This is a genomic window from Nocardioides endophyticus (assembly GCF_039543845.1).
Classification (GTDB): Bacteria; Actinomycetota; Actinomycetes; order Propionibacteriales; family Nocardioidaceae; genus Nocardioides; species Nocardioides endophyticus.
In genome coordinates this window covers 35,811-48,901 of the sequence record NZ_BAABKN010000027.1, presented here as the reverse complement: position 1 = coordinate 48,901, position 13,091 = coordinate 35,811, and the positions used below count along the sequence as shown (strand labels likewise).

At 70.6% G+C, this 13,091-nt stretch carries 10 protein-coding genes; 3 read left to right on the top strand and 7 right to left on the bottom strand.

The features are described from left to right. Positions 1–13: 13 nt before the first annotated feature. Both ABEA33_RS20780 and ABEA33_RS20775 read right to left on the bottom strand, forming a co-directional pair. A complete protein-coding gene (locus ABEA33_RS20780; protein WP_345528894.1) occupies positions 14–481 on the bottom strand; it encodes a carboxymuconolactone decarboxylase family protein in 468 nt (155 codons plus the stop codon). 63 nt (positions 482–544) lie between these two features. Then, a complete protein-coding gene (locus ABEA33_RS20775) occupies positions 545–1,414 on the bottom strand; it encodes a sigma-70 family RNA polymerase sigma factor (RefSeq protein WP_345528893.1) in 870 nt (289 codons plus the stop codon). 599 nt (positions 1,415–2,013) lie between these two features. Between ABEA33_RS20775 and leuA the strand changes: the two genes are divergently transcribed. Continuing rightward, positions 2,014–3,735, top strand: coding sequence for a 2-isopropylmalate synthase (leuA, locus tag ABEA33_RS20770; protein ID WP_345528891.1), 1,722 nt, complete (start codon positions 2,014–2,016; stop codon positions 3,733–3,735). Positions 3,736–3,744: 9 nt separating this feature from the next. Here the strand turns inward: leuA and ABEA33_RS20765 are convergent, their stop codons facing one another. From ABEA33_RS20765 to ABEA33_RS20750, 4 genes are all read right to left on the bottom strand, one after another. Beyond that, positions 3,745–4,482, bottom strand: a complete 738-nt coding sequence (locus ABEA33_RS20765; protein ID WP_345528890.1) for a hypothetical protein — start codon at positions 4,480–4,482, stop codon at positions 3,745–3,747. Next, a complete protein-coding gene (locus tag ABEA33_RS20760; protein WP_345528889.1) occupies positions 4,479–6,785 on the bottom strand; it encodes a nucleotide-binding protein in 2,307 nt (768 codons plus the stop codon). Before ABEA33_RS20760 ends, ABEA33_RS20765 begins: the two co-directional genes overlap by 4 nt. Positions 6,786–6,875: 90 nt before the next feature. Continuing rightward, on the bottom strand, positions 6,876–7,085 hold the full coding sequence (locus ABEA33_RS20755) for a hypothetical protein (RefSeq protein ID WP_345528888.1): 210 nt from the start codon (positions 7,083–7,085) through the stop codon (positions 6,876–6,878). 79 nt (positions 7,086–7,164) lie between these two features. Then, on the bottom strand, positions 7,165–7,362 hold the full coding sequence (locus ABEA33_RS20750) for a hypothetical protein (protein WP_345528887.1): 198 nt from the start codon (positions 7,360–7,362) through the stop codon (positions 7,165–7,167). 252 nt (positions 7,363–7,614) lie between these two features. Between ABEA33_RS20750 and ABEA33_RS20745 the strand changes: the two genes are divergently transcribed. Both ABEA33_RS20745 and ABEA33_RS20740 read left to right on the top strand, forming a co-directional pair. Beyond that, positions 7,615–9,129 (top strand): AfsR/SARP family transcriptional regulator, encoded by a 1,515-nt coding sequence (locus ABEA33_RS20745; protein ID WP_345528886.1) that lies wholly within the window; start codon positions 7,615–7,617, stop codon positions 9,127–9,129. An 11-nt stretch (positions 9,130–9,140) separates the two neighbouring features. Further along, positions 9,141–10,658 carry a hypothetical protein gene (locus ABEA33_RS20740; protein WP_345528885.1) on the top strand — a complete coding sequence of 506 codons (1,518 nt, stop codon included), beginning with the start codon at positions 9,141–9,143 and terminating at the stop codon, positions 10,656–10,658. A gap of 20 nt (positions 10,659–10,678) precedes the next feature. Here the strand turns inward: ABEA33_RS20740 and ABEA33_RS20735 are convergent, their stop codons facing one another. Beyond that, the gene (locus ABEA33_RS20735; protein WP_345528884.1) at positions 10,679–13,078 is read right to left on the bottom strand and encodes an ATP-binding protein; all 2,400 of its coding nucleotides are present in this window, start codon (positions 13,076–13,078) and stop codon (positions 10,679–10,681) included. Between the last annotated feature and the right edge of the window lie 13 nt (positions 13,079–13,091).

Sequence of the window (13,091 nt, the reverse complement as noted above, 5' to 3'; positions counted from 1 at the left end):
CAGGTTGCCACGCTCAGCCGTGCTGGCCCGGCTCGTAGTCGCCGCCGACCTGCCGGGTGATGACGTTCAGCCGGTTGAAGGCGTTGATCAGCGCGATCACGCACACGAGGGCGAGCAGCTGCTCCTCGTCGAAGTACTTGGACGCGTTCGCCCACACGTCGTCGCCGTCGCCCGCGTCAGCGAGACGGGTGCCGTGCTCGGCCAGCTCCAGCGCCGCCCGCTCGGCCTCGGTGAAGACGTTCGCGTCCCGCCACGCCGCGACCAGGGCCAGGCGGTGCGGGGTCTCGCCAGCCACGACGGCTTCCTTGACGTGCATGTCGAGGCAGCCGGAGCAGCCGTTGATCTGGCTGGCACGGACCTTCACGAGCTCCTGCGTCGCGATCGGCAGGGTCGAATCGGTCAGGACCCGGTTGGCGCCGATCAGGTACTTCGCGAACTTTGGGCCGAGCTCCGTGCCGAACGGGTTGAGTCGGGCTTCCACGACGATCTCCTTCGTTGATGGGCTATCACCTGGGTGACGAGGAGGTCGTCGCAGACGTAACAGCTACGCGGGAGGAGCCGGCAGGTCGATCGCCGCGAGCCGTTCCGGATCGGTGACGGACACCATCTCCACGATCCGGCCGTCGACGACGGTGCACGCCATCGCGCTGCGCGCCCTGCCGCTGGGATCCCACGCGACGATGCCCGGCTCGCCGTTCACGAGCACCCGGCGAGCGACTACCTTCGTGTGGATCCCACGCTGGGCCTTGGCGGCCACCTCGGTGGCGCCCGACCTGACGATCACGCCGCGCGGCGTGTGCACGCGCCAGGTGACGTCAGGGTCGAGCACCCGGAGCAGCCCCGCGAAGTCGCCGGTCCGCGCTGCGGCCAGGAAGGCGTCGACGACGGCACCCTGCTGCCGACGTACCTCTGCGGACGGCGGTGCGCCCTGGACCTTCCGTCGCGCGCGGCTGGCGAGCATCTTGGACGCGTCCGTGGACCTGCCGATGAGCTGGCCGATCTCGTCGAACGGCACCGCGAACACATCGTGCAGCACGAACGCCAGTCGTTCGGCGGGACCGAGCGTGTCGAGCACGACCAGCAGCGCCAGTCCGACCGAGTCGGCGAGCAGGGCCTCGTCCTCGGGCGTGCTGCCGGCGTCTTCGCTCACCACCAGCTCCGGAGGCTCGTCGTCGTACGCCGCCTCCGGCCGGACCTTGCGTGATCGCAGCACGTCGATGCAGATCCGCCCCACCACCGTCGTCAGCCAGCCCCCGAGGTTGTCGATCATCGCCGGGTCCTGACGCTCCAGTCGCAGCCACGCCTCCTGCACGACGTCCTCCGCGTCCGCGGGCGAGCCGAGCACTCGCTGCGCCATCGCCACGAGCCGCCCACGCTGCTGCTCGAACTCCGCTGCCAGCGTCTCGCGCGTCATCTCGTCACCTTCCTCGATCGCGTCTCATCATGTGTCTGACGGCTGCGGGAGCGCCGAGGTAACCGATCGTGAGGGTGCGGTGATCACCCTGGTCGAGCGGTCCTCCCGTTTTCGTTCTGGTCGCACCGCTCCCGGGTCGGCACACCGCCGAGATCACCCGCCCCCGCAAGACCCTCGACGGGCAGACTCCCGGCCAGGCACTCAACACGGGGCTCGTTGCAACAGCCAATTGAATCCCCTCCGCGTTGTTCATACGTTCGTGCGAGATTCCCGCACGAACGTTCGAACAACCGAAACGTGGGTGCCGCCAAGGCGCCCTGTGGAGGAGGCCCGCCACCCATGCCAGCCCGTCCTCGATTGTCAGCCCGTCCTCGATCATCTCCCCTCTCGAGAACAAGCGCCGCAACACCGGCGGGAACCGCCAGCATCCGGATCGTCGTGTCAGCGGACGGAGCGGTGGGCTAGGGTGAGGGTCGTCATGATGATGCGCCAGCTTCTCCTTCGCTGCCGCAGCGAGGTCTGAGCCAGAGCCGGACCCCCTCGCTGCGGAGTGATTGCGTGCGCCGGCCCCGCACTCACACAGACCCAGCGAGGACCCCATGACCACGTCTCCGACGAACCTGTCCCAGCAGAAGCCGAGCGGCATGCCGTTCGAGCGCTACCGCCCGTTCCCCCCGATTGACCTGCCCGACCGCACCTGGCCGTCGAAGGTCATCACCGAGGCGCCGCGCTGGCTCTCGACCGACCTGCGCGACGGCAACCAGGCGCTGATCGACCCGATGAGCCCGGCGCGCAAGATGAAGATGTTCGAGCTGCTCGTGAAGATGGGCTACAAGGAGATCGAGGTCGGCTTCCCGAGCGCCAGCGAGACGGACTTCTCGTTCGTACGCCAGTTGATCGAGGGTGACCACATCCCCGACGACGTGACGATCTCGGTCCTGACGCAGGCGCGTGAGGACCTGATCGAGCGCAGCGTGCAGTCCCTGGTCGGCGTACCCCGCGCCAACATCCACCTCTACAACGCGGTGGCGCCGCTCTTCCGTCGGGTGGTGTTCCGCGCCAGCAAGGACGAGATCAAGGACATCGCGGTCCGGGGCACCGGGCTGGTGATGAAGAACGTCGAGAACTACCTCGACACCACGGTGATCGGCTACGAGTACAGCCCGGAGATCTTCACGAGCACCGAGCTGCCGTTCTCGCTCGAGGTGTGCGAGGCGGTGTCCGATGTGTGGCAGCCCGAGGACGGTCGCGAGATCATCCTCAACCTGCCGGCGACGATCGAGTCCGCGACGCCCAACGTGTACGCCGACCAGATCGAGTGGTTCAGCCGGCAGCTGACCCGCCGCGAGAACACCGTCATCTCGCTGCACCCCCACAACGACCGGGGTACGGCGGTCGCCGCGACCGAGCTCGCGATGATGGCCGGCGCCGACCGCGTCGAGGGCTGTCTCTTCGGGCACGGCGAACGCACCGGCAACGTCGACCTGGTGACGCTGGGCATGAACCTCTTCAGCCAGGGCATCGATCCGATGGTCGACTTCTCCGACATCGACGAGATCCGGCGCACGGTCGAGTACTGCACGCAGCTGCCGGTCCACCCGCGCCATCCGTACGCCGGCGACCTGGTCTACACGGCGTTCTCGGGATCCCATCAGGACGCGATCAAGAAGGGTCTGGAGGACCTCGACCGTCAGGCCGACGAGCTGGGCGTGCCGGTCGGCTCGCTGCCGTGGGAGGCGCCGTACCTCCCGATCGACCCGAAGGACGTCGGCCGCACCTACGAGGCCGTGATCCGGGTCAACAGCCAGTCCGGCAAGGGCGGCGTCGCCTACATCCTCAAGGCCGAGCACAAGCTCGACCTGCCGCGCCGCGCCCAGATCGAGTTCAGCCGGGTCGTCCAGGAGCGCACCGACACCGAGGGCGGCGAGATGACGCCGGACGCGATCTGGGAGGTCTTCTCGAGCGAGTACCTCGACCGCGAGACCCCGCTCAAGCTCAACTCGGTGCACACGTCGTCGGCTGCCGGCGAGAAGGACGCGCTCGACGTGAACGTCTACGTCGACGGCGAGATCCAGTCGCTGCACGGTGAGGGCAACGGCCCGATCGCGGCGTTCGTCAGCGCGATCAACGAGCTGCCGCACGAGTGGGACGTCCGCGTCCTCGACTACGCCGAGCACGCCCTCTCCGCAGGCGGGGACGCCCTCGCGGCGGCGTACGTCGAGTGCTTGGTCCGCGACCAGGTCTACTGGGGCGTCGGCGTGGACGCCAACATCGTCACCGCGTCGCTCAAGGCGGTCATCAGCGCGGTCAACCGCGCCTGATCGCCTCGCTCAGCGGTTGAGCTCGACGTCGGCGGAGACCGTCACCGCGTCCAGGTCGTCGGTGACGAGGTCCTCGAGCGTGGCGAGCTCCGAGACGGCGACCCGTCGGGCTCGCCGGTCCGCCTTCTTCTGGCTCAGGCGCGACGGTGGCGCTGCTTCGGGGACCCTGAGTGCTGCTGCCTGCTCGGCGACCCACGCCCGGAGCTCGGCCAGCGTGCCGCCGGAGAGCCGGTTTGCCCGGCGGGAGGCCACGACCAGCTGGTAGGCGACGCCGGTCGCCTGGCACGACGAGCATGCCGCGTTGACGGCGAGGGCCCGGTTGTTGGGCACGATCGACGGCACGCCGCGGAGGACGACGACCTGCACGGACAGCGCCCTCGCGGCGCAGTCCGTGCAGGCCTGGGTCCAGGCGGCGGCGGTGTTGTCGAGACGGGCCTGCCGGCCACGGTTGACGTAGAGGACCTGCAAGGCGGTGCTCGTCGCGTCGCAGCCGTCACAGGTCGCCGAGCCGGTCGCGGCGACGTCCGACTTGACCGTACGGCGCGGGAACACGCCGTCGTCGGCGAAGGCGTCGTCTGCCACGACCGGTTCGGCCGCTGTGGGATTGGCGCTCGCCACGAGATCGAGGTCGCGGACCGCCGGGTCCGGATGGGCCGCTGGCGCCGAGGTGCTCCCGGCGGCGCCGACCAGGAGGGCGGCGATGACGACGGAGGTCACGGCGCGGCGGCGCGTCGTCGCCCCGCTCACGGTCGATCGCCCATCTGGACGAAGTTGTCGGCCACGGCGGCGGCGATGCCGACGAGGCTGTCCCGGGTCTTGCGGTGTAGGGATGACATGTCGGTCAGAGCTCCTTGCTCGAGGGCGTCGTCCCAGGGGACGGTCACCACGTGGCCACATCGTTTTTCGAAGTGGCGGCGCATCAGATCGGGCGGGGCGGCCCCGCTGCGCTGCGCATTGACGACCACCACCGCTCGGGACACGAGGTCCTCGAAGCCGTGCTCGTCCATCCAGTCCAGGGTGAGTGCGCCGGCGCGGCCCCCGTCGATCCCCGAGCGCACCACCAGCACGATCTGGTCGGCCTCCGTCAGGAGCCCTTGGTTGGCGCTGTCGAGGATCCCGGTCCCGGTGTCGAGCACGATCAGGTTGTAGAACCGGTCGAGGAGCTCGATCAGCCGGTGGTAGTCGTTGCGGTCCAGTGCCGTCCAGATGCGCGGGTCGTCGTCCGAGGCGAGCACCTCGAGGCGTGACTCCTCCGCCTGGGCGGTATAGGAGCGCAGGGTGGCGTAGCTGGTGATGGTGTCGATCTCCCGGAGCACGTCGGTGATGGTGCGGCCGTGCGGTGGCGCCACCCGGTGGGCGAGGTTGCCCGCGTCGGGGTTGGCGTCGACCGCGATCACCCGATCGCCCCGCAGCATGGCGAACGTGCTGCCGAGGGCCAGGGAGATGGTCGTCTTGCCGACGCCGCCCTTGCGACTCATGACCACGACCCGGCGCGAGTCGGTGATGGGCGTGCGCAGGCGCCGCTCCAGCTCGTGACGGCGCTGCTCCACGACGCTGGGACCCGGGTTGAGCAGGTGTCCGCTGCCGTCGTAGACGGCGCGGCGCCATCCGCGTCCCGGGGTAGGGGGTCGTGGCTGGTACATGATCGCGTCGGTGAAGTCGGCGGCCGACAGCACGGGGGGTGGGTCGGCAGCCGGGGCCCCGCGGACGCCAGGATCCCCGATCACGCGGTCCTCCCAGGCCCGGGCTCGTGCGGCCATCCGGTTGCGAGCGAGATCGGTCAGTGAGGCGGCGACCCGCCACAGCACGATGGCGGTACCCACCAGCGGGACCAGGATCAGCGCGATCGAGATGACCGCGAGGGCCATGGCCGACCAGTCACGCAGCTCCCACGCCAGGTCGAACACCATCTGCTGGAGGCGGATGCCCGCGCGTGCCCGGGTGATGAACTCGGGCAGGCTCCACAGCGTCCAGCCGACGGCGAATGTCAGGAGGGGGACCGTGACCAGCACCCAGCCGGCCACGAAGCGCCGTGCGTAGGGACGGAGCTCGGTCACCCGGGGGTCGACGGGGTGACCGGGACGCAGGCTGCGCAGCACCGGGCCCACCCTCGCGAAGAGGTCCGGCACGCCGGCCACGTCGGACACGACGTAGTACCCGTCGAACCGGACGACGGGGATGAGCTGCTGCAGCATCTGCACCTGGAGCACCAGCGCGGTGAGGAGCAGCACGCCGTTGCCGGTGGCGACATAGGCGGCCGCCAGGACCAGGACTGTCAGGACGTTGAAGTACAGGCCACCGAGATCGGTGCGCACCCGCCCGCCACGGCTCAGCCGGTAGGAGTCGGTGACATCGGTGTAGAAGGCCGGGAAGACGATGTAGATGCCGACGCCGACGTCGCCCGGATCGGCCCCGCCGTAGTGGCACGCTGCCGCGTGGCCGAGCTCGTGGACCACCGCGGCCAGGGTGAGGAGCGCGTAGATCACCAGCGCCAAGGTCGGCGAGGCGAAGACCTCGGTGACGGCCGGCCAGAAGCCACCGCTGGTGAGCAGCGCGATGTCGGCGACAACCAGCCCGACGAGGGCGGCGAGCACGAGGGGCGGCCACAAGGCCGGGCTGAGCACCGCTGCCACGCGCCTGCTCCACCGCGCCGGGAGCAGGGTTGCCTTCACGGTCAGCGCCAGGATCGGATTGGCGCGCACCGGCCGGGCCACGTCCTCCGAGTCCGCGGACAGCACCAGGCCGAGGGGCTCGAGGCGGGTCGTGACCAGGTGCTCGAGGCCTTCGACCGTGAGGGTGCGTCCGTACGACGCGCTCACGTCGGCCGCGACCTCCGCCGCCGGGCGGGGCGGCTCCGCGTGGACGACGACCAGATGGAGCAGCTCGGACAGCTGCACCACCTGGTCGTCGCTCCGGCGCACCAGGTAGGACACATCACGCAGTCCTGATCCCTGGACCGGTCCCAGGAACTGAAGACCCAGCGCCCGACGCCATCGCGGCTTCGTGGCGGGCGGTGGGTCGGCGAGGTGATCTGCAGTCGTTGGGTTCATCGCTCTGGTGTGCTCTGGAGTGGAGAAGGGTGAGGACGGCGGGTGCGCCAGAGCAACACACCCACCGCCTGATCGGAGTCAGGCGCTGGATCACGACACGTGGACGGAGGCGAGGTACTGCATGGCGAGCGCGTTCGCCTGCGAGTTGACGGTGGCAGCGTTGATCGCGATCGCGAGGTTGACGCCGACCACGTTGTTGACGTTGACGCACGCGAACTGGCAGCTCAGCGTCTCGCGGCGGGGCAGCGGCACGGCTGTCTGCGCATCGAGCTCTGCGATGGCCATCTCTGGACGAGACATCCCGGTTCACCTCCTTCCCGCGGGTGAGGGATCGGTGGAGGCGTGGCCTCCCGGCGAACGGGAGGCCACGCGTGGTGCGTCAGCCCTGGCTGACGGTGATCGACTGGGTAGCCGCGCTCTGGGCCACGGAGCCGAACGACGCCGCATTGAGTGCCAGCGAGGAGTTGGACGCCATGACCGACGCCCAGTTGGTGTTGCCGAAGAAGAGCGTCTCCCGGGTCGGAAGCAGCTCTGTGTGCTCGCTCTCGAGCTCTGCGATGGTCAGTTCCCTGCGCATTGGTTTCACCTCCCCCGTGGCGCGATGGAATGAGGGCCACATGAGAGCGAGCCCCCCGTGACATCAGCGTGACCGCGGTGTGACGAGCCGTCCCGTCGGTCGGTCACGGCCTGCCGTCCGCCCAATGTTGGGTATATCCGCTGCGGATTCGGCCGTGGATGAGCCGCTTCTTGGCATCCTGAACGATTCCGTTCCGGCGGAGCCATCGGTGTGGCACCACTGTGAGTTTTCCAGGGTCTCGGGGAGGCAGAGATGCCTGAGCACAGCAGGGCAGAGACGCGGCGCTGCCGCCTGCGCCTGCTGGGTCGTTGGCAGCTCGCCGTCGACACTGAGTGCGTCGAGCTGGGCCACCGCGAGGAGCGGCTCATCGCGCTGCTCGGCCTGAGCGGTCGGAGCAGCCGTCTGCACGTCGCCGGCGTCCTCTGGTCCGAGAGCACAGACGCGCGAGCGCTGGCCAGCCTGCGACGTGCCGTCCTCCAGACCCAGGAGCGCAGTCCCGGTCTGCTCCAGGCCGACCGACTCACCATCGGGTTGGGCCCCGACGTCGACGTCGACGTCGACGAGGTACGGCGGGCCGCTGCCGCGACTGAGGGCGCGCTCGCCGAGGGCGAGGCTGGGGCGCTCGTCAGGCAGCTGGTGGGGGAGGAGCTTCTCCCCGACTGGTACGAAGACTGGGTCCTCCACGAGCGCGAAGGCCTCGAGCAGCTGCGGGTGAAGGCGCTCGAACGGATCGCGCGGCACGCCCTGGAGGCAGGAGACCTGGCGCTCACCGTCGACGCGGCGCACGCGGCCACCGACATCGACCCGCTGCTGGAGTCGGCCGGTGAGCTCGCGATCCGCGCCCACCTGGACCGCGGCGACCTCGGCAGCGCGCGACGGGAGTTCGACCGCTACCGCGACGCCGTGAGGGACGAGCTCGGCGCCCCGCCGTCGCGCGCGATCCTGGACCTGATCGAGCCGGTCCTCAAGGCAGGCTCCACCGCCCCTCGCGAGGCAGCGACGGTGGGCCACCAGCGCGGGATGGCACCGGACGTCGTCGTCGCCGCTCTCCCGCCCGTCCGGACGAGGGCGGCGATCCCGGGGCCGCGGCAGGAGCCGGCTGGGTCAACGGGCGCGCGCGGCGCGGTGGTGCGGCTCCTGGGCGTGGCGGCGCTGGTCCTGGCGACTGCGCTCGCGGTGGCCGGGGTCGGCTACGAGGACGGTGGCGACGTGAGTGACTCGGGCGGCCCGTCGCTGTCGACGATGCGCGTGCTCCGGGCCGAGGGCGCGATCCGGGCCGGACAGATGGTGGTGCGACCCGTCGATGCGGCGGTCGGCTCTGCCGCCTTCCTGGTGCGGACCACCCTGCGGCCCGCCCTGGTCCACTTCGAGGTGCGTGGACCAGCCGGTGCCGGCGTCGTGCGCACGCTGCTGGTGCGCAGCGCACGCGGTCGGGTCCTGGAGCTGGACGGCCTTGATCCGGGACGCTACCGATGGTTGGCCAGCTCGTCGGTCGCATCCACCGTGAGCGGGCGGCTGCGGATACCCGGCCAGCCCGCCTCGGTGGACGCTGACGGCCCGCGCGAGGCGGCGGGTCCCGCATCGACGGTCACGGCGCCGGCGTCCCCTGAGTCCTCGACTCCGAGCCCCAGCCAGTCGAGCGCGACCGACCCACCCGTTCCGAGCCAGCAACCCCACCACAGCGCGCCATCCGACAACTCTCCAGAAGGCAGACCCACGGGTCGGCCCATCGACCCCGGCAGTGTGCCGGAGACTCCCGTGGGCTGAGGAAGGCAGCCATGGCGAAGACCACCGGTGCCAGCGTCCGCCGTACCGCGCTGTTGGTCGCTCTGCCCGCCGCCCTCCTCGTGAGCGTCGCACCAATGGGCGCCGTCGCCCGACCCGATACCCCCCAGCGGTGGGCCGGCTACGAGATCACCCAGGACGGACGTGCCGACGGCAGCTGGATCGGTGGATACCTGGTCGATGGCAGGCCGGTCTTCGTGACGACCCCCACGAAGGACGTCAACCGCCGGGGCTACCAGCGGGCTCGCGTCGTCGATGACCTCAGCGGTCGGCGCGGCGCGACGCACGGAGAGACCGAGCGCGCGGCCTGGATCCTGTCCAAGTACGGCGGCTACCGCGATGCCGCGCAGGCCGCCGCCGTCGACGTGAGCGTCTACGCCCTCGTGGTCGGTGGCCGCTGGGCCACCACGGGCGAGCGAGGTGCGCGCCGCATCCGCCAGGCGCCCGAGTCGGCGACGGTGCGACGGTTCGCACGGATCATGCTCGACCAGTCGCGCCGCCACGCGGGACGGTACCGGGCGCGGGTGAGCGCGACGAGCGCCGACGTCGGCGGCACGGTCACGGCCACGGTCACCGTCGTCGATGGCCACGGCAGGCCGGCCCCCGGACTGCCCGTGACCCTCGCCGCCGGCGCCACGGCGATCGACGCGATCACGGGAGACGACGGCAAGGCGGTGGGGCGGTTCGCGGAGCTCCAGTCGGGATGGCAGCGCGTGACGGCCACGGTCCGCAACGTTCCCGAGCACCGGATCCACCTGCGGCTCCCGGTGCGGCAGGACGAGGCCTCCGCTGCCGAAGGCGGGGTCCGGAGGACGCTCGCCGCCAGGACTCGGGCCGCCGTACGAGGTCCGCAGACGCTCGCTCTCAGGGCCAGCCCCGACACCCTGCTGACAGGTTCGCCGGCGCGGGTCACCGCCACCGTGACCGGCGACGGCACGCCGCGCGACGCGACTGGAACCCTCCACGGACCGTTCGGCTCAGCCTCCGCTGCCCAGTGTGCGGGCTCGACGGTCGGTGCCGGCAGCACGACCGTGAGCGTCGACGGCGCCTACACCCTGCCGTCTCTGGTGCCCGGGGCTCCTGGCTACTACGTCTGGAGGGTGGCGGTCGACGGCACCGCCACGGCCCTGCCGGTCACAGCATGTGGGGCGATCACCACGGTCAAGGCGGTGTCCAAGGTCGCGTTGACCGCCCTGAACCCGGAGATGCAGCCCGGCAACGCGGAGGTCCGAGTGAGCCTGTCCGGGTTGCCCCGCTACCCCGCGGTCAACGTGAGCGTGAACGTGCGCGGTCCCTACGCGACGCAGCAGGAGCTGACGGCAGCGGGTTGCTCGGGAGCCATCGCGACCTCGGTGGACCAGAAGATGAACGGCGACGCCTCGGTGACCCTGTACCCCTACGTCGACCAGATCGGCTGGTACGCCTTGCAGGCGACCGTCTCGCCGGGGGAGCTCCACCAGGGTTCGCAGTCCGCGTGCCTGGCCCTCGGCACCGTGCTACACGTCTCCTGAGGCAACCGTGACCAGTACGGTCAACCGCGCGCCAGCGGCAACCTGATGGTGAACGTGGTGCCCTCCAGGTGCGCGGACCGTACGTCGATCTGCCCACCGTGCGTCGCCACGATCGCGGCCACGATCGACAGCCCCAGCCCGGTGCCCTGGATCGCGCGCTCCTGAGCGGTGGAGGAGCGGAAGAACCGTTGGAAGAGGCCCTCCTGTTCCTCGACCGGGACGCCGATCCCGGTGTCGGAGACCGTCAGCCAGGCCTCGCCTCCGTGCACCTTCGCCGACACCTCGATCCGGCCGCCGTCCTCGGTGAACTTGATCGCGTTGCTCAGCAGGTTGGTGAGCGCCCGCTCGAGCTGGACGCGATCGCCGAGCACCGGGATCGGGGCGTCGGCGGACATCACGACAACGTCGAGCTGCCGGCCCGCGAGCTGGGCGCGCAGGGCATCCTCGGCACCGGCCAGGATCGCGGAGAGATCGACCGCGTTGCGCTCCCAGCGGGCGGCACCGGAGTCGATGCCGCTGAGCGTCAGCAGGTCGTCGCAGAGCAGGATCAGCCGCTGGCCGTTGCGGGCGATGCTCTGCAGCAGCGGACGTTGCTCGGGTGCCGGGTCGACGAGCGAGCCGTCCTCGAGCATCTCCGTGTAGCCCACGATGCTGGTCACCGGGGTGCGGAGCTCGTGGCTGACCGTCGAGACGAACTCGTTCTTCGCCTCATCGAGGTCCTTCATCCGCTGGACGGCGAGCCGCTCCTTCTCCAGGGCCGCGATCAGCATCTCCTGACTGGCGCGAGCCTCTGTGACATCCCGGGCGACGCACAGGTAGCCGAACCGCGCCGCAAACGTGTCGGCGGCGATGCTGATCGTCATCGAGACTGTGTGGCGACGTCCGTCGATGCCGGTCCAGGTCCAGTCCCGCGGCGGGGTCGCACCGGCGCTCTCGATGCCGGCGACCAGGCTCTGGAACGCCGCCTCGCCGGTCGCGCCGTGGCAGCGCTGGGCGACCTGGTCGACATCGAGCAGGTCGACGAACGACGTGCCGACCATGTCCTGCCCGTCGTACCCGAGCAGGTTCACGGCGCCGGCGTTGAAGAGGCTGATCCGGCCGTGCGGGTCGATGCCGATCATGGCGGTCGTGATGGCGGCCTCGAGCAGGTGCCGGGTGAGGCCGGCTGCGGTCCGCTCGGGCGTGAGGTCGGTGCCGGTGATCACGACGTACGTCGGACGCTCGCGCTCGTCGAGCACGAAGCTGGTGTTCCACATCACCCGTCGCTTGTCGCCGCTGCTCGTCACCACGTCGGTCTCGCGGCTGACCTGGGCGTTCATCTCGTCGGGCAGGCCTGCGGGGTAGCCGGACGAGCCCGGAGGCGCGAGCGGCAGGTCCCAGACCTCCTGGCCGACCAGCTCGCTCTCGGCGAACCCGGTCAGCGCGGCCGTGGCGCCGTTGACGCGCACCACCTCGCCGTACAGGTCGGTCACCAGGATCATCGCCGCCGTGGTGTCGAGGGTGGCGCTGGTCAGCTTCTCGCTGCTGCTGATGCGCTGCAGCAGCCGGCGTCGCTGCTCGACGCTGATGGCGAGCGGGAGGGCCATCAGGGCGCTTGCGAGCAGGAAGGCCTGGAGCACCGCGCCCAGCCCGAGGGCGCTGACCTCACCGCGTTCGAAGTCGAACCCGAAGGGCCCGTGCCCCAACGAGCTCAGCAGGATCACCACGACTGCGAATCCGGCGAGCTCCCAGGCGACGATGCCGAGGTCGAAGCGCAGCGCCGCCCAGATCAGGAGGGGGAGCGGGAGGAACTCCAGCGACAAGGTCTGGTTGGGCGCGAAGACCAGCGCGGTGACCCCGATCAGCACGCCCAGCTGCAGGGGCAGCTCCCAGGCGAGCCGACGTGGCCGCCGGATCGGCGGCGCCATCACGATCGGCAGGATCACCAGGGTCGAGGCAGCGTGCGACAGGGACAGGGAGCGCAGGGTCTGTGGGAACGAGCCGTCGACCAGGAATGCGATCGCGGTCGCCGCGATGGTGGCCATCGTGATGCCACCCAGGAGCGCGGCGACGAGCAGGCGGACGAACACGTCGAACCCGGCGAGCTCGGGAGGGCCCTGTCGGCGCCAGCACAGGAAGACTGCCGCCACCAGCGCCTCGCTGGCGTTGGCGACCCCCAGCCAGAGCGCGAGGTCCAGGGGGCGGTCCTCGATCAGGTTGGCGGCCGCGGTCATCGCGAGGATGCCGGGGACCAGCCACCACCACCAGCGCCGTGGCGTCAGCGCCAGGAGCGCCACGCCGATGCCCGCGGCCGGCCACCAGATCGCGATGGTCGACCCCTCGGGTGCGGACGCGATGGCCAGCACCCCGGCGCCCAGCACGGCGCCGAGGACCACGAAGGCCTCGGGCAGGCTCAGCTGGCCGCGGGCCGAGTTCCACATGGCGGCAGTGTTG